Annotated in this window: 16 protein-coding genes and 1 pseudogene; 4 read left to right on the top strand and 13 right to left on the bottom strand. The window is 72.5% G+C overall.

Annotated features, from left to right (window positions below):
• From ACRX5S_RS15725 to ACRX5S_RS15710, 4 genes and pseudogenes are all read right to left on the bottom strand, one after another.
• On the bottom strand, positions 1 to 594 hold a 594-nt coding region (locus tag ACRX5S_RS15725; RefSeq protein WP_436773531.1), incomplete at its 3' end, for an AIM24 family protein.
• A 13-nt stretch (positions 595 to 607) separates the two neighbouring features.
• Positions 608 to 1,291: an AIM24 family protein gene (locus ACRX5S_RS15720; RefSeq protein WP_436773530.1), complete on the bottom strand. Its 684-nt coding sequence runs from the start codon at positions 1,289 to 1,291 to the stop codon at positions 608 to 610.
• A gap of 7 nt (positions 1,292 to 1,298) precedes the next feature.
• Positions 1,299 to 3,023 (bottom strand): TerD family protein, encoded by a 1,725-nt coding sequence (locus tag ACRX5S_RS15715; protein ID WP_436773529.1) that lies wholly within the window; start codon positions 3,021 to 3,023, stop codon positions 1,299 to 1,301.
• A 656-nt stretch (positions 3,024 to 3,679) separates the two neighbouring features.
• Positions 3,680 to 4,180 (bottom strand): annotated as a pseudogene (locus ACRX5S_RS15710) (M48 metallopeptidase family protein); the annotation flags it as partial.
• A gap of 327 nt (positions 4,181 to 4,507) precedes the next feature.
• Here ACRX5S_RS15710 and ACRX5S_RS15705 point away from each other — a divergent pair.
• Positions 4,508 to 5,638, top strand: a complete 1,131-nt coding sequence (locus ACRX5S_RS15705; protein WP_436773528.1) for a ThiF family adenylyltransferase — start codon at positions 4,508 to 4,510, stop codon at positions 5,636 to 5,638.
• 46 nt (positions 5,639 to 5,684) lie between these two features.
• On the top strand, positions 5,685 to 7,265 hold the full coding sequence (locus tag ACRX5S_RS15700) for an ABC1 kinase family protein (protein ID WP_436773527.1): 1,581 nt from the start codon (positions 5,685 to 5,687) through the stop codon (positions 7,263 to 7,265).
• Positions 7,266 to 7,579: 314 nt separating this feature from the next.
• Here the strand turns inward: ACRX5S_RS15700 and ACRX5S_RS15695 are convergent, their stop codons facing one another.
• The 4 genes from ACRX5S_RS15695 to ACRX5S_RS15680 all read right to left on the bottom strand — a co-directional run bounded on the left by ACRX5S_RS15695 (position 7,580) and on the right by ACRX5S_RS15680 (position 11,369).
• On the bottom strand, positions 7,580 to 7,813 hold the full coding sequence (locus tag ACRX5S_RS15695; protein ID WP_436773526.1) for a hypothetical protein: 234 nt from the start codon (positions 7,811 to 7,813) through the stop codon (positions 7,580 to 7,582).
• 62 nt (positions 7,814 to 7,875) lie between these two features.
• On the bottom strand, positions 7,876 to 8,247 hold the full coding sequence (locus tag ACRX5S_RS15690) for a WhiB family transcriptional regulator (RefSeq protein WP_436773525.1): 372 nt from the start codon (positions 8,245 to 8,247) through the stop codon (positions 7,876 to 7,878).
• A 129-nt stretch (positions 8,248 to 8,376) separates the two neighbouring features.
• Positions 8,377 to 8,775, bottom strand: a complete 399-nt coding sequence (locus tag ACRX5S_RS15685; protein ID WP_436773524.1) for a hypothetical protein — start codon at positions 8,773 to 8,775, stop codon at positions 8,377 to 8,379.
• A 263-nt stretch (positions 8,776 to 9,038) separates the two neighbouring features.
• Positions 9,039 to 11,369 carry an ATP-dependent DNA helicase UvrD2 gene (locus ACRX5S_RS15680; protein ID WP_436773523.1) on the bottom strand — a complete coding sequence of 777 codons (2,331 nt, stop codon included), beginning with the start codon at positions 11,367 to 11,369 and terminating at the stop codon, positions 9,039 to 9,041.
• Between the two features lie 183 nt (positions 11,370 to 11,552).
• Between ACRX5S_RS15680 and ACRX5S_RS15675 the strand changes: the two genes are divergently transcribed.
• Complete coding sequence (locus ACRX5S_RS15675) at positions 11,553 to 11,816, top strand: mycoredoxin (RefSeq protein WP_436773522.1); 264 nt, start codon at positions 11,553 to 11,555, stop codon at positions 11,814 to 11,816.
• Positions 11,817 to 11,976: 160 nt separating this feature from the next.
• Here ACRX5S_RS15675 and nudC read toward each other — a convergent pair whose 3' ends face one another.
• Positions 11,977 to 12,831, bottom strand: a complete 855-nt coding sequence (nudC, locus tag ACRX5S_RS15670) for an NAD(+) diphosphatase (RefSeq protein ID WP_436773521.1) — start codon at positions 12,829 to 12,831, stop codon at positions 11,977 to 11,979.
• Positions 12,832 to 13,323: 492 nt separating this feature from the next.
• Between nudC and ACRX5S_RS15665 the strand changes: the two genes are divergently transcribed.
• A complete protein-coding gene (locus tag ACRX5S_RS15665; protein ID WP_436773520.1) occupies positions 13,324 to 14,187 on the top strand; it encodes an endonuclease/exonuclease/phosphatase family protein in 864 nt (287 codons plus the stop codon).
• Between the two features lie 87 nt (positions 14,188 to 14,274).
• Here ACRX5S_RS15665 and ACRX5S_RS15660 read toward each other — a convergent pair whose 3' ends face one another.
• The 4 genes from ACRX5S_RS15660 to ACRX5S_RS15645 form a co-directional block, all read right to left on the bottom strand.
• Positions 14,275 to 15,462 carry a PP2C family protein-serine/threonine phosphatase gene (locus tag ACRX5S_RS15660; protein WP_436773519.1) on the bottom strand — a complete coding sequence of 396 codons (1,188 nt, stop codon included), beginning with the start codon at positions 15,460 to 15,462 and terminating at the stop codon, positions 14,275 to 14,277.
• 217 nt (positions 15,463 to 15,679) lie between these two features.
• Positions 15,680 to 19,384 carry a UvrD-helicase domain-containing protein gene (locus ACRX5S_RS15655; protein WP_436773518.1) on the bottom strand — a complete coding sequence of 1,235 codons (3,705 nt, stop codon included), beginning with the start codon at positions 19,382 to 19,384 and terminating at the stop codon, positions 15,680 to 15,682.
• A gap of 191 nt (positions 19,385 to 19,575) precedes the next feature.
• The gene (locus tag ACRX5S_RS15650; protein ID WP_436773517.1) at positions 19,576 to 20,394 is read right to left on the bottom strand and encodes a hypothetical protein; all 819 of its coding nucleotides are present in this window, start codon (positions 20,392 to 20,394) and stop codon (positions 19,576 to 19,578) included.
• A gap of 145 nt (positions 20,395 to 20,539) precedes the next feature.
• On the bottom strand, positions 20,540 to 21,277 hold the full coding sequence (locus ACRX5S_RS15645; RefSeq protein WP_436773516.1) for a hypothetical protein: 738 nt from the start codon (positions 21,275 to 21,277) through the stop codon (positions 20,540 to 20,542).
• Positions 21,278 to 21,284: the final 7 nt, after the last annotated feature.

Here is a 21,284-nt window from a genome sequence, read left to right as displayed (position 1 = left end):
GGTGCCGCCGCGGCCCCTCCACACGCGCTGCGAGGTGAGCTGCGACTCCATGCGCGTCACGAGGCTCGTGGACCACGCGATGACCGCGTCGGCGTCCGCGAAGCACTCCTGCTGCGGGGTCACGTGCATGACCAGCGGCTTGCCGGAGGTCATGACGGCGAGCTTGCCGGTGCCGCCGACCTCCAGGTTGTAGCCGCCGGCGCCGGCGATGCCGGTCTCGCTCTCGATGCGCACGACGTTCCAGCTCAGCGTCGAGTCGAGGGCGAGCACGTACTGCCCGTCCACCGTGATGCCCTCGTTGTTGAGGTCGAGGACGTGGATGGCCTGGGCCATGTTCGCCAGGAACACGGTGCCGTTGCCGCTGCACCGCATGAGGTTGAGCTGCTCGCCGGTCTGCCGCGCGGCCTGGCGCTCGCCGCCGCTCTGCAAATGGCCGTCGAAGTCGACGCCGCCGGTGAACGCGACCATCGTGCCCTTGCGGGCCAGAACCTCGCGGTTCTGCGCACCGAGCATGACGCGCAGCATCTGCCGGTTCTGAAGGGCCCAGCGCTCCTGCGACTGGACCTCGGTGTAGCCGAACAGTGAACTCTGCATGGTCTCTCCCCGCTCAGCCGCGGATGTGGAAGCGGTCGGTGGAGTCCTCCGACGGCTGGACGACGACGAACCCGGCGCCGCTGAACGCGACCTGCATCGCCTCGCCGGTGCCGCGGCCGACCAGCGCGCCCATCCGGGCGGACCGCTTGCTCTTGATGCGGAGTCCGGTGGACCAGGCCACCAGCGCGTCGGGGTCGACGCAGGTCTCCTGCTGCGACGGGTCGAGGACGACCGGGGTGCCGCGGGTGGTGATGGCCACCCAGCCGTTGCCGGTCAGCTCGATGTTCGTCATGCCGTTGCCGCTGAACTTGTTGGCGATGCCGGAGACGAACCCGATCGACTTCGTGAGCTGCGCGTCGAACGCGAGGATGTTCGCGCCGTTGACCGAGATGCCGTTGCCCTGGAGCTGGAGCATCACGACGTCCGCGCCGTAGTCGGCGAGGAACAGGTCGCCCTGCCCCGACACCTGCATGAGTTCGAGCTGCTCGCCGGCCGCCCGGCCGCGGATGCGGTTGCCGCGGCTCTCGCGGTAGGGGCTGAAGGTGATGAAGCCGTTGTAGGCGATCATCGAGCCCTGCTTGGCGAACAGGTCATAGCCCTGCTGCATGCTCACTCGGCAGATCTTGTTGCCGTGCGGGCTCATCCGCGCGGTCGGTGCCTGCTGGCCGTACGTGGCGAGCATCTGCTGCTGGTCCATGTCTACCTCACACCTCGTACGGCTGGACGACGATGAAGTGGCCCTGCATACCCCGGAACTGAAGCGAGACGGTCTCGCCGCTGTGGCCGGGGTACGCCGTACGACGTACGCGTACCGCCGTGCTGGTCGACACCTGCATCCCGTGCGTCCACGCGACGATGGCGTTGGTGTCCGCGAAGGTCGGCGCGCCCGGGTTGACCGGGAGCACCATCGGGATGCCCTTCGTCTTGACGACGACGGTGCCGTTGCCGCTGAACGTCTGCACGAACAGGCCGCCGCCGGGAATGCCCTGGCCCTCGATGCGGGTCGGTTCGAGGGTCAGGCCCTCGTCCCACGCGAGGACGTTGGCGGCGCTCACGCACAGGCGTTGTCCGGCGAGCTCCACGAGGTGGAGGTTCGCGGCCTCCTCGGCGAAGAACACCTCGCCGTCGCCCTCGCAGCGCATCAGCTCCAGGGACTGGCCGGTGAGGCGGTTGTCGCGCCGCTGGCCGAAGCCCTGGCCCTGGAACTTGAAGTCGACCTTGCCCTGGTAGGCGACCATGCAGCCCTGCTTGGCGATCACCTTGACGGTGCTGCCGGCGAGGGACGCGCGGATGAGCTTCGGGTTCTGCTGGACCCAGCGGCCCTGGCCCTGGACCTCACGGAACTGGTCCAGGCCGTAGCCGTACTGGGCCTCCATGGGCAGACCGGCGGGGCCCATGCCCGCCTGGTTCATACCGCCCTGCGCGGTGCCCATCGGCATGCCGCTCTGACCGGGCATGCCGGGCTGGCCCGGGAACTGACCGGGGGGCATCTGACCCGGGGGCATCTGACCGGGCGGCATCTGACCGGGCATACCGGGCATCGGGGGGGCCATCTGGCCCTGCGGCATGCCCTGCGGCGGCGGGAACTGGCCGGGCGGCATCTGGCCCTGGCCCGGAGGCATCTGCCCCGGCGGCATCTGACCGGGGGGCATCTGACCGGGGGGCGCCTGGCCGGGGAACGGCTGCCCGGGCGGCGGAGGCTGCTGCATCGGCATCGTCGGCTGCGGCGCGGGCGGGGCCTGCGCGGCCATCGGCTGCGGGGCGCCGGGCGGCGGGCCGAACGCCGGGGCGGGCGCCTGCGGGGCGCCACCGCCGGGGGGCGGGCCGAACGACGGCGCGGCCTGCTGTTGGGGCGGGGCGGCGAACGCGGGGGCGGCCTGCGGTGCGGGCTCGTCCTCCTCCATCGCCTCGCCGCCGAAGTTCTCCAGCAGCGCCTTGAGGCCGCCGTCGAAGCCCTGGCCGACGGCCGCGAAACGCCAGACGCTGGGTTCCTTGCGGTAGATGTCGGCGATCATCACGGCGCGCTCGGTGCTGAACTCCACACCTGTGAACGCGTAGCGCACGACCTCCTGGCCGCCCACCGCGATGCGGATGTACCCGTTCGCGACCTGCGACATCTGGCCCTGGCCGTCGATGGTCGCGGTGAACGCCAGCTTGCCGATCTGCTGCGGCACGCGGTCCAGCGTGACCCGGAACGACTGCTGGTCGCCGGCCTGCTCGCCGAGGAGCTGGATGGACTCCTCGGGGGACTTCGGCTGGTTGAAGAACACGAAGTACCGGTCGTCGGACAACCGGTCCTGCATGTCCAGGCCGAAGCAACTGATGTCGAATGTCAGGCCCGGGGCGTCAAGCCGCAGGCCGACGTACAGATCGGTTCCCGGGGTCAGATCGGACAGCTTGGCCTTCTGACCCTTCCTGAACTCGACCACCTCGTGGCTCCCTTCCCGTCAGAAGGGGCCCACCCGGGCATGACCCCCACCGCGCACGGCACGCTACAACATCCCGGCTTCTGCCGGACCCTGAGGCGGGCCCGTCGGAACCCGGTGCCTCGTGGCCCGCTTGGACCCCCGTGGACTCCCGACGCGGACACGGCACTCCCGGTTCCGTGTCGGGAAGACCGCACGTTCGCGCGGCCCTCGGCGGGCAAGCCCTCACGTTATTACGGACGCCCCGCTCCCCGCGACGGTCTCCGCCCGTTCGCCGGGATCCGAGGGTTATGCCTCACATTCGCAGAACGGAGGGGCCACCCCGGCTTCCGGGACCAGCCTTTTGGGTGCATACCTCTGTGGCACGCGTCTGTGCGCGCGGCACCTGAGCCGCGCGGGCGGGTCGGACACATGTGCGGAGCGACACGTCCCGTCCGGCGGGCGGCCGTGCGGCTCGGCGCGTTTCAGCGGTTGCTACGGGGGGCTCGGCCTGTGGTGCCCTTGCGCCTGTTGGACTCGGCGGCGCTGTTGCGGGTGGTGCCGGGCCTGGCCGCGCCCGAGGTGTCGCCGCCTGCGGTGTCGGGGGTGCCGACCTCGCCGTCGCGCTCGGGCTCGACGCCTTCGACATCGTCGTCCTCGTCCGAGATGTCGGAGCCCCCGGACGCGGCGACGCCCTCCAGGTAGCCGCGGGCGCGCTCGGTCCGCGGGTACGCGGCGAGCAGCGTCCAGAAGCGGGGGCCGTGGCCCGGCACGAGGAGGTGGGCCAGCTCGTGGAGCAGCACATAGTCGACGACGTACGGCGGCATGCCCTGCAAGCGGCTGGACAGGCGGATCGACGCGTCGAGCGGTGTGCACGAGCCCCAGCGGGTGTTCTGGTTGTCCACCCAGCGCACGCTCAGCGGCACCGCGCGGCCGCCGAGGTACCGGTCCGACAGGTCGCGGGCCCGCTGCGCGAGCGCCTCGTCGCTGGGCCGCCTGCGTTTCTCCTGGGCCGCCAGGCGGTCGAGCATTATCCCGACCCACCGCTGCTCCTCGGCCGCGGACATGCGGGCCGGCAGCAGGACGACGGTGCGGTCACCGTCGCGGTAGGCCGACACGGTTCTGCGCCGTCGAGCGCTTCTGCGTACCTCGACGGCGTGCTCTTGCGGGGTTTCGGGCACGGCGGAGCGCCCGGCCCCGGGGTCGGCGGCCACAACCAGACGTTACCCAACGTCGCGCGCCGCGAGCCGTTGCTTCGCCGCCGCGTCCGTAAATCGCCCGGGTTCGATGTCAGAACTCGACGGTTTTCCCGGCATTTCGGGCAATTCATATCACGATTAATACGATCATTGCGCCGTGCCTGTGGATAACCGCGGACACGTTGCGCAGTGATCGGGTGAAGCTGTCTCCCGGCGAACCGATCACTCTCGGTGTGTTCGCTGTGACCTTCCGAGACTTTCCGAGAATTTCCGAGACCTTGCGAGACCTTCCGACCCCGGAGGCACCCGATGCGACCCCGACTCCGCCCCGCGCTCGTCCGGATGTGGCGCGACCAGAGCACGCTCCAGTTCGGCATGGATCCGGAGCGCGCGCTGCTGCTGACCGGCCTCGACCCCGCCCTCTCCCGACTGCTCGACCGACTCGACGGCACGCGTACCCCCGACCAGTTGTACGAGAGCGCGGGACGCCTCGGCGTCGCCGCCGGGCGCACCCGCGCGCTGCTCGACGTGCTCGCCGACGCCGACCTGCTGGAGGACGCGGACGCCGGGACGCCGCGGGTCCGCGACCGGCTGGCCCCCGACCGGGCGTCGGTTTCCCTGGTGCGGCCGGGCCCCGACGGGGGCGCGGGGGTACTGGCCCGGCGTGCCGCGGCGCGGATCGCGGTGCGCGGCGCCGGTCGGGTGGGCGCGGCGACCGCGACCTTGCTGGCCGCGGCCGGGGTCGGCACGGTCGAGGTGACCGACTCACGGCCCTTCGGTCCCGGTGACGCAGGAGCCGCCGCCGGGGCCTGGAACGGCGTGCGCAAACGACGCGAGACCGCCGCGCGCGAGGCGCTACGGCGGACGGCGCCGGGCGTACGGCTGAGCTCGCCGACCGGTGGGAGCCGTCCCGACGCGGTGGTGCTCGCCACCGAGGGGCTGCGTCCCGAACGCGCGCTGCTGGAGCGCCTGGCCACGGCGCGCATCCCGCACCTGTACGCCGACGTGCGGGAGACCACCGGCATCGTCGGGCCGTTCGTGGATCCGGGCCGCTCGGCGTGCGGGCGCTGCCTCGACCTCTACCGGCGCGACCGCGACCCGGCGTGGCCGCGACTCGTCGCGCAGGCCTCCGCGCCCGACCGGCGGCGGGATGACCGGCCGTGCGACGGGGTTCTGGCGACCGCGGTCGCGGCGCAGGCGGCGCTGCAACTCCTCATATATCTGGACGGGGACACGCCCACCGCGACGGGCGGCACCCTGGAGATCGCGCTGCCCGACGGCGGAATGCGGAGGCGCAGTTGGCACCCGAACGCGGAGTGCGGGTGTGGTGCGTTCGCGGTCGCGACACAGCCGCGCGCGGCGGCGGCCGCACGGCACGGTCAGGTGGCGACGCAGCCGCCCGGTGCGGTGGCGACCCACCCCCGCGCGGCGGCGTCGTGACCGCGATCACGCATGGCAGCCCGGCGCATCCCCCACAATGGAACGCGTGAGCGATCTACCGCGTAGGGCAGTGACCCGGACGGCCAAGCTCGCCACGCTTCCCCTCGGGGTCGCGGGTCGGGCCACGTTGGGACTCGGGCGGCGGATAGGAGGCCGACCCGCGGAGATCGTCGCTGCCGAACTCCAGCAGCGCACCGCGCAGCAGATGTTCAAGGTGCTGGGCGAGCTCAAGGGCGGCGCCATGAAGCTCGGGCAGGCGCTGTCCGTCTTCGAGGCCGCGCTCCCGGAGGAGGTGGCGGGGCCGTACCGGGCCGCGCTGACCAAGCTCCAGGACGCCGCGCCGCCGATGCCGGCGCGCACCATCCACAAGGCGCTCGCGGAGAACCTCGGCGCCGACTGGCGCGGGCTGTTCCGGGAGTTCGACGACAAGCCGGCCGCGGCGGCGTCGATTGGGCAGGTGCACCGCGCGGTCTGGCACGACGGCCGCGAGGTCGCCGTGAAGATCCAGTACCCGGGCGCGGGCGACGCGCTGATCTCCGATCTCAACCAGCTCGGGCACGTGGCGCGGTTCGCGGGCGCGCTGATCCCGGGCATCGACGTCAAGCCGCTGATCGCGGAGCTCAAGGCCCGGGTGGCGGAAGAGCTCGACTACCAGTTGGAGGCCGAGGCCCAGCAGGCACACGCCGACGAGTTCGAGGACGACCCGGACATCTTCGTCCCCCGGGTGGTCTTCCAGGCCGAACGCGTGTTGGTCACCGAGTGGATGGCCGGCACGCCGCTGTCCCGCATCATCGAGAAGGGCACCCAGGAGGAGCGCGACCAGGCCGGGCACCTGCTGGTCCGGTTCCTGTTCTCGGGTCCGGTGCGCACCGGAATGCTGCACGCCGACTCGCACCCGGGCAACTTCCGGCTGATGCCGGACGGGCGGCTCGGCGTCCTGGACTTCGGCACGGTCAACCGCTTGCCGGACGGGCTGCCCGAGCCGATCGGCACCGCGATGCGGCTCGCCCTCGACAACGAGGCCGAGGGCGTCATGGAGGTGCTGCGCTCCGAGGGCTTCGTGAAGCCGTCGATCCAGCTCGACGCGCAGGAGGTGCTCGACTACCTGCTGCCGATGGTGGAACCCGCGCAGGTCGAGCGGTTCCAGTTCACGCGTACCTGGATGCGGGCCCAGGGCGCGCGTATCGGCGATCCGCGGAACCCGGCGTCGCAGATGGCCCGTCAGCTCAACCTGCCGCCCAATTACCTGCTGATCCACCGGGTCACGCTCAGCACGATCGGGGTGCTCTGCCAGCTCAACGCCGAGGTGCCGTTCCGCGAGGAACTGGAGTGCTGGCTGCCCGGGTTCGCGGAGCTGGACTTCGAGGTCGACGAAGAGCTCGACGAATACGGCGAGTTCGACGAGATCACGGTGGACGGGACCGACGTGGACGGGACGGACGGCGACCAGGCTGTGGACGGCGAAGTCGCGGGCGGGAGCGGCGTGGTCGAGGAGACCGCGGACGACCGCCACGTCTTGGACGACGGGCGCGGCCGGGGCCGCAAGGGCAGTAAGAGCGGCAAGAGTGACAAGAGCGCCAAGGGCGGCGTGAGCGGCGGCCCGAACGGCTCCGGCAAGACCGACTGACCCGCGCCGCGGCACTCGCGGCCGGGTCGGCGTGTGCGCTCGCCCGCCCGACGCGCACCGGACGGGCATTCGCACCGACGCGTACACGCGGCGTCCTCACGGCCGCCCGGACGGGCAGGCGGGCAGGCGGGCAGGCGGGGCGAGCGTCCTCACCGGCGCACACCAGGCGGCATCCTCACGGAAGCGCACAGGGCGGGCATCCTCACGGATGCCCGCCCTGGTCAGTACTCCGGCAGGTTTCGGCAGGTTTTCCCGCGGCGCAGGTTCACGCCGCGTGTGGTGCCACTACTCGGTACGGAACGTCTCGCCGTCGGCTACTGCATGACGGCGAGGGCGAGGGCCCTGCGGGCCCGCAGCGACGCCACCTCGGCGCGGCGCTTCATCTTGCGCGCGGCGCGGACGTGGGCTGCCCTGCGGTGCAGCTCGGCCTCGCGTAGTCGTTCCTCCATCTGCGCTCTTGCGAGCGCTTCATGGAGAAGATGCATCTCACGGCTCCTGTCCAGGATCGGGATCTGGTGGTTCGGGGTGGAGGGCGTACGGTCGGTCATCGGTTCCTGGCTTGCGGTCTTGGTGCGCTGGACGGTGGCTGCACGGGGCAGGTCGGCGGGGTTCACGCGGCGACCTCCGTCTTGCGCGGACGGCCACGCGGACGCTTGCGCGCCACGACCACACCCTGGATGAACAGCTCGCCACCCCAGACACCCCACGGCTCGCGGCGCTCCAGCGCGCCCTGGAGGCACGCGGCGCGGACCGGGCACTCGCCGCAGAGGGCCTTCGCGTACTCGACGTCGGCCGGCGACTCGGCGAAGAACACCTCGGGGTCGTAGGAACGGCACGGGATGGTGCCCTCGACGGTCTCGATGTCGTCGAACGCGGTCAGAGTCATCAGGTCTACCTCCGGTACAGGTACGGCTAGAGCAGTCGCGGTGGGCGGCTTGTCGAACGGCACGTGGTGCTCCTCGTGAGTGAACTCGGTTGGCATTGCTGCCACTTGGTTGCGCTTCGCGGTCCTGGCGGACGCGTCCTGCCGGGGCTTTCAGGGGCAAAGACAAGGGCCGCGGATCCCGGTGTACGGGTTCCGCGGCCCTGGAGAAGCCGACCTGACTCAACGTCAGGTTCGCGTCCTCCAGGACGGGTACCCGTGCATACCGGCAAATCCGGTCGTGCCCATGGCCTGGGCCATGTCCTCGACCTGCTGCTGCTCACATGCCGTCACGATCGATGCCGACGGTCGCTCATCGCGCGTGATGACACTGGTGCGCTCGCTGCCACGCCATCCCGACTCGACGTTGGACGCCAGACCGATGCCTTCGCCGCGACGGCCCAATACGGGCAGATCAGCGGTGATGATGCGGGCATCGGTCCCGGCATACGCCAGAGACGGGGTCCGCCCCTTGAGCGAGAGGAGGAGGGAGGCAGGCTTCGGCGAACCCAGCTCAGCAGAACGCACCGACATCGCGGAGGGCGCGACGGCAGTGGCGGCAACTGCGAGTTTGCGGTTGGTCATCATGTCGTTCGCCTCCCTTCGCGGAGGTCTCGTGGCGCCGCCTGTCGGGCGGAGCCAATGTCGTGCGTTCGGGCTGGGTGTGCAGCCGTGGTGCGCTGCACAGATTTCAACCTGTCAAGCGCTCGGTCTCACGACCGAGCACGGTCAACACGTTGACCGTGCTCGTGAGGTTAGATGCGCTTCCGAGAAGAGCGCAAACTATTTTCCGCGTGTCTGCCGTCACTTGAGGGAAATCCCTCGCCGACAGGCCTCCGGCGCGGGACTTCCTACGCTTCTCCGGGCACTTCGCCCGCGCCGCGGATGCCGCCTTCCCGGACACCCGCGTCCGCGACACCCGCGTCCCCGACGCCGTCTTCGCCGACATCCTGCCCCGGCAGATCGCCGGGCATGCCCGGGTCGTCGTCGGCACCGGGATCGTACGCGTCCGCGAGCTCCTCGGGGTCGCGCCCGGCGACGATGGCCAGGACGTCCTCGCCGAACTTGTTGATCTTGGTGCGGGTCACCCCGGAGACGGCCGCGAGCTGGTTGACCGAGCCCGGCTGGGCCTCGGCGATCGCGGTCAGCGTGGCGTCCGTGAACACGCAGTACGCGGGCTGGCCCAGCAGTCGGGCCTGGCCGAGACGCCATTCCCGCAGGCGCTCGAACATCGCCTCGTCGAGGTCAGAGGGGCACTCCATGCAGCGGGCGAGCTTGCGCTCGGCGGCCTCGGTCAACCCCCGCCCGCAGACCCGGCAACGCACCGGCCCCGCCTTGGAACGGCGCGCGGCCTTCGCCTCGCCCCCGCCCCACGACGAGCCGCCCGCCGCCGCGCCGGAGTCCGCGGAGCGCCCCCGTGCGGCGCGGCCGGGGACCCCCGAGCCGCCGTTGCGCAGGCCGTCCAGGAACCGCGAGGGGCCGCGCCCGGCACGGCCGCCGGGCGAGCGGGCCAGCGCCCAGGACAGGGTCAGGTACTCGCGGGCGCGCGTGATCCCGACGTACAGCAGCCGGCGCTCCTCCTCGACCTTGTCCGCGGTGTCGGCGTAGTGGATCGGCATCATGCCCTCGGTCAGGCCGACCAGGAACACGGCGTCCCACTCCAGGCCCTTGGCCGCGTGCAGGGACGCGAGGGTGACGCCCTCGACGGTCGGGACGTGCTGGGCCACCGCACGCTCGGCCAGTTCCGCGACGAAGTCCGCGAGCGTCGCCTCGGGGCGCGCCGCGGAGAAGTCCTCGGCGAGTCGGACGAGCGCGTTCAGCGACTCCCAGCGCTCCCGCACCTGGCCGGATCCGCCGGGCGGCTCCGGGGTCCAGCCCCCGGACACCAGCACCGCGCCCACCTCCGCCGCGAGCCCGCCCGCGTCCTCCGAGGCGCCTGCCGAACGTGCGGCGCCACGCAGCAGCACGGCGGCCTGGCGTACCTCGGGGCGCTCGAAGAAGCGCTCGGCGCCGCGCAGCACGTACGGGATCCCGAGGTCGGCCAGCGCCTGCTCGTACCCCTCCGACTGCGAGTTGGTGCGGAACAGCACCGCGATCTCGGCGGCGCGCACGCCCTGGTCGAGCAGCTTGCGCACTCTGCGGGCGACGCCCTCGGCCTCGCCCGGCTCGTCGCCGAACTCCACGAAGTCCGGCTCCGGACCGGCGTCGCGCTGCGAGATCAGCTCCAAGCGGTGCTTGGCGGCCTCACCGGTCGCGTGTGTCAGCAGCCGGTTGGCCAGGTGCACGACCTGCGGCGACGAGCGGTAGTCGCGCACGAGCTCGACCACCTCGGCGGCGCGGTGGCGGTGCCGGAAGCCGAGCAGGAAGCTCGGGGTCGCCCCGGTGAAGGAGTAGATGGTCTGGCTCGCGTCGCCGACCACGCACAGACTGCGGGCGTTCTGCGACCACAGGTCGAGCAGCCGCTGCTGGAGCGGGTTGACGTCCTGGTACTCGTCGACCGTGAAGTGCCGGTACTGCGCCTGCACCTGCTCGCGGACCTCGATCCGCTCGTCCAGCAGGCCGACGGTGAGCAGCAGCACGTCCTCGAAGTCCATGCGGCCCTGACCGGCCTTGATCTTCTCGTACGCGGCGTACACGCGCGCCACCTCGGCGGCGTCCCGCGGCGGCTTGCGCTTGGCCGCGACCACCTGCGCCGGGTAGTCGTCGGGGGCGGTCTGGGTGGCCTTCGCCCACTCGATCTCGCCGGTGAGGTCGCGCAGCTCGGCCCGGTCGGCGCGCAGGCGGCAGTGCTGCACCGCCTCGGCGACCAGCGGCACCTTGGTCTCCACGAGCCGAGGTGCGTCGGCGCCGTAGGTGCGCGGCCAGAAGAACTGGAGCTGGCGCAGCGCCGCCGAGTGGAAGGTGCGGGCCTGGACCCCGGCGACGCCGAGTTGACGCAGGCGCCCGCGCATCTCCCCCGCCGCCCGCGCGGTGAAGGTGACGGCAAGCGTCTGCGTCGGCTGCATGACGCCGGTCAGCACGCCGTAGGCGATGCGGTGGGTGATGGCACGGGTCTTGCCGGTGCCCGCACCCGCGAGCACGCAGACGGCACCGTCGACGGACTTGGCGACCCGGCGCTGCTCGGGGTCGAGCGCGTCCAGGATCTCGTCGGAGGTCGGCGGGGGCCCGTACTGGTCGATCACCGGGACATCCTCTCAGGACCCACCCTCACAGGAGTGGCGTTGTCCACAGCCCCCACACTTGTGGAAGAAATCCGGGTGCGCGGCGCGTTGTGACGCCGTGCAGCCCGGCCGCCAACACCGCCCGGCAAGCCAGCCACACCGAGCGGCACAGAGCAGACGACACCAAGCAGAGGAGACCTCCCGATGTCGGCCACCGTGACGATGTACAGCACCCCGTGGTGCGGGTACTGCCGCCGCCTGAAGAGCCAGATGGAGCGCGAGGGCCTGGCGTACACCGAGGTCGACATCGAGCAGGACCCGAAGGCCGCCGAGTACGTCATGAGCGTGAACGGCGGCAACCAGACCGTGCCGACCGTGGTCGTGACCGTCGGCGGCGAGATCCAGTGGGTCGCCACCAACCCGAGCCTCGCCCAGGTCAAGGACGCCTACACGGCCGCGGCCGCCTGATCCGCGGCCGCACATAAGCCGGCGCATCAGTCGGCGCGTCAGCCGGCACATTAGGCGGCGCATCAGGCGGCGCATCAGGCGTATAGGGAAGCCCCGGCAATCGACGCCGGGGCTTCCGCACGTGCGGCTCCCCGTCCGGGGATTCAGCGTGTCGGGCCCGCTACCACTTGTTGGTCTCCGGGATGGTCTCGCCGAACCACAGCTCGATCAGGTGCCGGGATATCGAGATGGCCCCAGGCAGCAGGACGTCGCCCGCCGCGACCGCGGCCCGCAGCTCGTCGCGCGAGAACCACCGCGCCTCGGCGATCTCCGCGCCGTCGACGTCGATGCGGTCGTCGGCGGCGGTCGCGTGGAAGCCGAGCATCAGGCTGGACGGGAACGGCCACGGCTGGCTGTCGACGTACGTGACGCCGGTGACCTCCGCGCCGACCTCCTCCGCGACCTCGCGTACGACCGCCTGACGCAGCGACTCGCCGGGCTCGACGAAGCCGGCGAGCGTCGAGAACCGCTTCTCGGGCCAACTGGCCTGGCGTCCGAGAAGGGCGCGGTCGAGCGGGTCGACGACCAGCATGATCACGGCCGGGTCGGTGCGGGGGAAGTGCTCGGCGGCGCACACCGTGCACTTGCGCACATGGCCCGCGGCCACCGGCTCGGTCGGCTGCCCGCAGCGCGCGCAGAACTTGTGCGTGCGGTGCCAGTTCTCCAGCCCGAACGCGTGCACCAGAAGCCCCGCGTCCCGATCGCCCAGCACCGAGCCGAGCGTGTAGAGGTGCCCCACCTGCGCGTCGACGCCCTCGGGCAACGCCTCGGCGGCGACCGCAAAGTACGCGACGTCGTCGGCGTCCACACCGAGGAAGTACCGCTCACCGTCCGGCGCGTCGCCCGAAGCCACCAACAGCAGGGCGGCCCCGCCCGCCTCCTCCGTCCAGCGCACCTTCCCCTGCTCGATCACCAGCACACGCGTCGCGGACGCCTCCCACGCCGCGGCCAACCACGCCTCGTCGAGCCGGTGCACGGCCGCCCGATCGTGCAGCGCCCTCGTCAACGCCAGCCCAGACCCGTGATCGCCCACAGATACACACCCCTAGTCGTCCGTCGTCCCGTCGCCGCCCCCGCCAAGCACACACTCCGGTGTACACGATCACCCAAACAGAGGGCACAGCGCCCTGAACGCGGGAGGTGAAGGAGGGACGGAAGGGGGTGGAATCGGGAGGGACGTCGGCCCGTGAAACACACATCGGCACGCCCCCACCCGGCCAGTGCCCGGCGCCGCCCGCGCCGCATGCGCCAACGGCCAATCCCGCGCCGGAGACGGCGGCGCGTCGACGTGGTCGGCAACGAGGGCTCGCCGCGGGACCGGGGTCGCGGCAGGTGTCCGGGACAAATACCGCCAAGCGGCCACTCCCGCACAGCACCGGTCGCAAGAGGACATGCCTCGGCGCGGGGGGCCGCGCGCCGTGCCGCGGGCGTGGGGGCTCGGGAGCGGGCGGGGCCGTACGGTCGGGGCATGACTGTGCTGCGGGTGGCCACGTTCAATGTTCTGCACGGGATGGCGCTGGACGACGGGACGGCGGGGCCCGGGCGGTTGGGTGAGGCGCTGGGCGAGCTGGACGCCGACATCGTCGCGTTGCAGGAGGTGGACCGGCATCAGGAGCGGTCCGGGTGTGCGGACCAGGCCGCGGTGGCCGCGCGGGCGATGGGCACCGATCAGTGGCGCTTCCTGGCTGCGGTCCACGGAGTCCCCGCGCCGGTGTCGGGGTGGTTGCCGACCCCCGGGGCGCCGGAGCGGCATGTGTACGGGCCGGAGCAGAGCGGCGAGGGCGGTCCCTCGTACGGCATCGCGCTGCTTTCCCGCCTCCCCGTCCTGCGCTGGCGCGCCCGGCGCTTTCCGGCGGCCCCGCTGAGTCTGCCGCTGCGCGTGCAGGGCCGCCCCGGCCTGACGCGCGTCCCCGACGAGCCCCGCTCGGTGCTGGCGGCGGTGGTGGAGGGCCCGAACGGCCCGCTGACCGTGTTGGCCGCGCATCTGTCGTTCGTACCGGGGTGGAACGTCTCGCAGCTTGCCCGCATCGGCCGCTCGTCCGCCGATCTGCCGCAACCCCAACTGCTCCTCGGCGACTTCAATCTGCCCGGCCGCATCCCGCAGGCCGTCGTCGGGCGCCGCGAGCGCGGCGCGCAGAACGACCGGCCCCGCCGCCACCGGGTGCGCTGGCGGTCGCTGGCCCGCGTGCCCACCTACCCGTCGTACCGTCCGCGCGTGCAGTTCGACCACATCTTCGGGCACGGCCTGGGGCCGGACGCGGTACGCCGCACCGAGACCGTCCGCCTCGGCGTGTCCGACCACTGCGCGCTGGTGGTCGAACTGCGCGTCTGAACAGGCGGCCGGCCCTCAGAGCTCCCCAGTTCTCCCCAGAGCCCCTCAGAGCCCGGCCCTCAGAGCCCGGCCCTCAGAGCCCGGCCCTCAGACCTTGCGGGCGTCCGCGCGCGCCGTCGGGCCGGGGTCGTACAGACCGCCGAGCGTCGGCGCGTACAGGAGCAGCAGCATCGCGGCGTCGTCCTCCAGCGGCTGCCCGACGTGGCGCTCGACGTCCGCCTCCAGGCGGTCGAGCGTCTCCTCGACGCCGGGCATGCTGTCCGGCGCGCGGTCGACGAGCGGGTAGAAGACACCGTGCGCGTCCCGCGCCTCCACGATGCCGTCCGTGTAGAGCAGCACCCGGTCCCCCGGGCGCACCGGCACCGTGAGTACCGGGATGTCGAACAGGTCCGGGTCGACGATGCCGAGCGGCGGGATCGCCGTCGGCGGCTCCAGCATCTCCGCGCGGGCGGCGCGCAGCAGCATCGGCGACGGGTGGCCGCAGTTGACCACATGCACCTCGCCCCGCTGCGGGTCCTCCTGCGGCGGGAAGCCGACCAGCACGAGCGTCACGAACTCCTCAAGGTTCTCCTCAAGGCGCCGGCTCATGCTCGCGGCGATGCGGCGCACGACCCCGGGCAGCGTCGGCTCCTCGTACGCGGCCTCCCGGAAAGCGCCCAGCACCGCCGCCGCCGTCTGCACCGCGCCGAGGCCCTTGCCCCGCACGTCGCCGACCACCGCACGCACCCCGTAGGGCGTCAGGATCACCTCGTACAGGTCGCCGCCGATCCGCGCCTCGGCGGCCGCCGCGCGATAGCGGACGCCGACCCGAACCGGTCCGATGCGCCGGGCGACCGGGCTCAAGAGCACGTGCTGCGCGGCTTCGGCGACGCTGCGGACGTCCTCAAGCGTGCGGTCCTGGCGGCGGCGCACCTGCACCCCGGCCCAACTGGTCATGGTGACCAGAAAGATCGACAGGAGTGTCACGAACGGTTCGCCGTCGCCCTTCGTCTCGCCGGTGCTCGACAGCACCAGCATGGCGACCGCCGCGGCGAGGCCGACCCACACGGGGGTACGGGCGGACCCGCGCGTCAGGCCCGCCAGCGCGGGCGCGACGGCCAGCAGCGGCCCGATGTGCACCTCGGGCGGGGTCAGGAAGCCGATGACGATGACGACGAGGATCACCGTGACGGGCAGCAGGCGCAGCGCCCAGCCCACCGCGGGCAGCAGGCGGGCACGCCGCGCGGACCCCACGGCCGGCGGCGTCACGCTGAACTCGTGCTGCGGTGGTGCCATCGAAGAGGCTTGTACCTCGAAACTCCTGGTCCGATGCGGCCGGACACCCTATCGACCGATTTTCGGACTTTCGGACTCCGGGAGGAACGCGCCGGGCCGTTTCGGTTCGCCCCGGTCACGGTGAAGACGTCCGCGGCGGCCCGGCGGGTTCCGGCGGACGGGCGAGTGTGGCGGACGGCACTGGACGGGACCCGAGTGCCCCGTGGGGTCGGGACGCCTATTCGGGGGCCGCCGCGGCCGTTTCCGGTGCGGGTGTCGCCGCGTCGGCGTCCGCCGGGCCGTCCGGCCGCGGGCCCGCGAGCACGCGTTCGATGCCCGTCCGGTCCGGCAGGCCGCGCGGGCGCACCACCTCGCCCGACCGCACGTACACGAACGAGGCCGTGACCTCCTCGGGAGGCACCCCCGCCAGCTCCGCCCAGGCCAGGCGGTAGACGGCGAGTTGCAGCGGGTCGGCGTTGAACGCCCGGTTCGTCTTCCAGTCCACGACCTCGAAGCGGCCGTCCGCGTCGCGGTAGACGGCGTCGATGCGGCCGCGCACGACCCGCCCGCCGAGCACGAGTTGGAACGACTCCTCGATGCGGTACGGCGCCCGCTGCGCGTACGGAGTGCGCAGGAACGCCTCCTGGAGCTCGACCAGGTCCGCCTCGTCGGTGATGTCCTCGTCCGCCGCCCCCGGCAGGTCGTCGGGTTCCAGCAGCGGCCGCTCGCCGAACTGCGACTCGATCCACGCGTGGAACCGGGTGCCCCGGCGCGCGGCCGGCGCGGGCGGGCGCGGCATGGGACGGGCCAGTTCGCGGGCCAGGCCGTCCGGGTCGGAGGCCAGGCGCAGCAGTTGGGAGGCGGAGAGCGAGGCGGGCAGTTCGACCTCGCGTACGCCCGAACGCCCGCGCACCAGTTCCTCGACCAGGCGGTCCAGGTCGCGGTCCCAGGACTCGATGAGCTCGCGGTCGGCCGGGCCGAGGTGTCCGGTGTCCGACTCGTACTCGGGCGCGATGTCGAGGTCGGCGGGCGCGGCGGCCGACTGGCTCTCGTCACCAGGGCGGCCGTCGCCGTCGGAGGTGTCGGCCGCACCCCATTCGGCAGGCCCCTCCCAGTCGTCCTCCGGAGGCGGCGGCTCCTCGTCGTCCGGCGGCGGCTCGTCGAAGAACGGCGGCACCTCGTCGTCCGCGACGGCCACCGCGGCGCCCCCCGGATCCGAGCCCGAGACCGCACCGGCGTCCGACCCGCGCCCCCCGGGGTTCCGCCCCGCCCCCTCCAGCCGCACCAACTCGTCGATCACATCGCGCGCCGCGCGCCGCCGTTCCTCCAGCGCCACGGTGTCCAGCGGCAGCGGCCACACCTGCTCCACCGCGCTGGCAAGGTGCGGGTTCGCCTCGTCGTCCGGTTCCACCGCCCATGTGGCGATCTCGCCGTGGCCCGCCGCGCAGTGGTCCGCGAGCCGCAGCAGGAACTCCGACGGCCCGCGCTTCTTCTTCTGCGTGCGGCCCCACCAGTGACCGGATGCGATGAGGAGTTGCTTGGGACGCGTGAACGTCACGTACCCCAGGCGCAGTTCCTCGATCGCCTTGTGCCGCTTCATGTCCGCGTCGAAGGCCTTGAAGCCCTTCGCGGACAGGTCCGACAGCTCGGGCAGCCCGCGCGCGTCGCCGCGCAGCGGGTGCGGCAGCGTGTGCCCGCTCCTGGTCCACTTGGACTGTGCCTGCGTGCTCGGGAAGGCCCCGTTGACCAGCCCGGGCACCGCGACCACCTCCCACTCCAGGCCCTTGGACTTGTGCGCGGTCAGGACCTTCACCGAGTCCCCCGCGCTCGGAAGGCTGCCGTCGAGTCCCTTGTCGTGCTCGGCGGCGGTGCGCAGGAAGGCCAGGAACGCGGTGAGCGACGGGTCGCCGTCCAGGTCCGCGAACCCGGCCGCGACGTCGAGGAAGGCGTGCAGCGTCTCGCGGCGGCGGGCGGCCAAGGCGTTCGGGGACGCGGACAGCTCGACCTCGAGACCGGTCACCGCGAGCGTGCGGTGCAGCACGTCCATGAGCGGTTCGCCCAGGTGCCGCCGGAGTTCGCGTATCTCGGCGGCGAGCCGGGCGAAGCGGATGCGGGCGGCGGGTGAGAACGGGTACTCGTCGCCGGGGTCGGCGAGCGCGTCCGACAGCGAGACGACCTCGGTGGGGTCCACGCCCGCGACCGCGGCTTCGAGCCGTGCGTCGGGGCCGTCCGCGGAGCCCTGGTCGAAGCGCACCAGGTCGCCGGCCCGGCGGCCGAGCAGGGCCAGGTCCCGGTGGCCGACGCGCCAGCGCGGTCCCACCAGCAGGCGGACGAGCGCCGCGTTTGCGGTCGGGTCGTCCAGCACCTCGCAGGTGGCCACCAGGTCGGCGACCTCGGGCAGGTTGAGCAGCCCGGACAGGCCCACGACCTCGACCGGGACATCGCGTTCCACCAGCGCCTTGTGGATCTCGGCGAAGTCGGCGGCGGTACGCGCGAGCACCGCGACGTCGCCCGGCCCGATCAGCTCGCCGTCCGGCCGGAACCGGGTGCCGATGACGTGCTGCACCTGGTCGGCGATCCAGGCGATCTCGCCGTCCTGCGTGGCCAGCAGCGCGCAGCGCGCCCAGCCGTCGCCCTCGGCGCCGGAAGCGGGCCGCAGGGCCTCCACGCCCTCGTGCATCTCCCGCAGCGGCACCGCCAGTTCGTTGGCGAACTCCAGCAGCCTGCCGCCGCTGCGCCGATTCTCGGCGAGCGAGAAGCGGTGCGCGGGCGAGCCGTCCCGCTGCGGGAAATGGTGCGGGAACTCGTCGAGGTTCGCGACCGAGGCGCCGCGCCAGCCGTAGATGGCCTGGCAGGGGTCGCCGACGGCGGTGACCGCGTGGCCGCGGCCGGGGGCGAGGCCCGGGTCCGTCCCCTCGGGGATGCCGAACAGGCCGGACAACAGGCGGCGTTGCGCGACCGAGGTGTCCTGGTACTCGTCCAGCAGGACCACGCGGTACGTGTCGCGCAGCATCTCGCCGACCTCGGGGCGCTCCTCGGCGAGCCGCGCGGCGTAGGCGATCTGGTCGCCGAAGTCGAGCAGATCGCGGTGTCGCCGCGCGTCCGCGTAGTCGGCGACCAGGCGCAGCAGGTCGAGCCGGTTGCGGGCGGCGTCGGCCGCGGCCTTGGCTCCCGCGGTCGGTTTCGCGGACGCCTCGACCTCCGCGACAAGGTCCTCGTCGAACGCGCGCAGCCGCTCGAACGGCACCAGGTGCTCGGCCAGTTCGCCGCCGAGCGCGAGTACGTCGGCGGTGATGGACGAGAGGGTCTTGGTGAGCGTCGGGAACGGCCCCGGGGCACGGCGGGCGGTGCGGGCGGCGAGTTGGAAGCGCGTCGCGTCGGCCAGCAGGCGCGCGGACGGCTCCAGGCCGATGCGCAGGCCGTGTTCGGACAGCAGGCGTCCGGCGAAGGCGTGATACGTGGAGATCGTCGGCTCGCCGGCGTCCTCGTCCCCTTCGAGGCCGCCCGCCGTCGGGGCCCCGGCGGCGCCTGCCCCTGTGCCGACCGCTCCCGCCGCGCCGCCCGCGGCTCCGAGGCCGCCGTACGGCCCGCCCGGCAGCCCGTACGACGCCGGGTCCGGCCACAGCTTCTGGAGCGCCTGGCGGACCCGCTCGGCGAGTTCCCCGGCGGCCTTGTTGGTGAAGGTGAGGCCGAGGACCGCGTCGGGGCGTACCGCGCCGGTGCCGACCAGCCAGACGACGCGCGCGGTCATGACGGTGGTCTTGCCCGACCCGGCGCCCGCGACGATCACGCCGGGTTCGAGGGGGGCGGTGATGGCGGCGATCTGCTCGGGTGTGTAGGGGACGCCGAGGACGTCCTTGAGGTCGTCCGGATCCCGGATGAGGTGGTGGTGAGCCGATCGCACCGGCGCAACGTTAGACGCACCTGAGGACAACAACCGCATCCTGTGTGTTGTGCCCCACCGGGCGCGCCGACGGGACTACGCTACGCACGCATCCGGCCCGCGACCTGCCCGCCGCACACCACCCGTTGCATGCGCCCCACTGCGCGCGGCCGGTCCGTCGCACACCGCGCGATCGACCCACCGCAACGCGGCCCGCCCCGTCACACACCACGCGGTCGCCCCGCCGCCCGTCAGCCCGCCGCCGCCATCCGCTGTTGCAGGGTCGCCTCGTCCACGACCCGGTCCGCGGGCGGCGCGGCCACCGCGACGTCCGCCCCGAAGTCGCTGACCTTGAGGTCCACCGGGTCGGCGCCGGTCACGGTCAGTTTGATCGGGTACGGGTCCCCTCCGGCCATCACGTACATCGTGGTGGTGGCGCCGTCCGCGGACTTGATGGTCAGCGGCCACACGCCCTTGCCGTCGATCTGCGTCTGCTCCCCCTTGGCCACCTCCCCCGCGTCGGCACCGAAGCTGCCCGCGAAGGGGTCGACCAGCTTGGGGTCGAGCTGCCCGCCGTCGGTCTTGAGGTAGGTCCCGCGCAGGTTGGCCGGGATGGTGGCGCCGGGCGTGGCCCCGATGACGCTCTCGACGTTGGAGTAGACGACGCCCGAGACGCGGATCAGCTCCTGACTGACGTCCGGCCGCGTGACGGTCTGGCGCACGTCGCGCTGCTTGCCGACGTCGATCGTCAGCGTCGCGGCGTCCGCCCCCGAGCCGAACCGCCCGGTGAGGCGGTACGAGGTCGCCGCCATCAACTGCACGGCCCGGTCCGCGAGTTCGCGTCCGTTCATGTCGGCGGGCGGCTTGGCCGCCGGGGGCGCCGCGGGCGTCTGCTGCCCGGGCAGGACCCCGCCGGGCGCGGGCCCTCGCCCGCCGGGACCGCTGGGGCCGCTCTTGGAGTCCACGGTCGCGTCGTCGACGTCGTCGCCGGAGCACGCGGTGAGGCCGCCGAGCGCGAGCACGACGGCGGTGACGGCGGCGGCCGTCGGCAGGAGGCGGGGCAGGCGCACAGGTACTCCTCGGGATGGGCGACGGGCCCGGCCGCCGGGGGGCGGGGGCCCGTCGTGGGAGCATCGCGCGCCCAGTATCCCGACCCTGTCAAGCATCTGACGGACAGTCACCCATGGTGAGCCGTCCGGGACGGCCCGCCCGGCCTCAGTTCGTCTTCGCGTCCCGGAAGATCTGGTTGAACTCCGCCTTGGTCAGCGTCCGGTCCTCGGCCGGTGCCACGACGTCGCACTTGCCGCCCATACCCGTCACGGTGGTCTCGGTGCGGGAGTCCTTCTCAACCTCCAGCACGCCGACCACCACCGGGTCGCCCTTGGCCGCGACGTAGACGGTCTTCTCCGAGTCCTTTTCCTTCTTCGTCAGCGGCACGACCTTCTTGCCGTTGAACTCGGTGACCTCACCCTTGGTGATGCCGTCCGTCTTGCCGTCGAAGAAGTCGCCCGAGTCGTCCGGCTCGTCGTCCTCGGTGACCATCCACCGGCCGTCGAGGGCCGCGTCCGCCTTCGCTACGTCGTAGTCCGCAGGGTCCTCACCGGCCTGCTTGATGAACAGCTCGGCCGGCCCGGTGACGTACTGCTTGCCCCCGACCGTGATGACGTCGGCCGTGTGCCCCTCCCGCGTCAGCGACCCCCTCACCGACTCGGTCTCGCCCTCGGGCGAGATGTTCACGCAGGACTTGCCCTCCTGCTCCTGGCCGTCCTCGGTGCCCTTGATGGACGCTTCCATCGAGCCCTGCTTCTTCGCGTACGCGACCGCCTCGTCGGCCAGTGCCTTCGCCTCGGTCTTCGTGTTGTCCTTGGCCTCGTCGTCGCTCCCACACGCGCTCAGCGCGGCAGTGGCGAGCAGAACTGCGGATGCGACAGCGGCGATACGGCGGGCACGCACAGGGGAA

Origin of the sequence: Yinghuangia sp. YIM S09857, assembly GCF_051388915.1 — a bacterium.
In the GTDB taxonomy this organism is placed as follows: Bacteria; Actinomycetota; Actinomycetes; order Streptomycetales; family Streptomycetaceae; genus Yinghuangia.
This window is presented reverse-complemented; position numbering and strand designations above follow the sequence as displayed.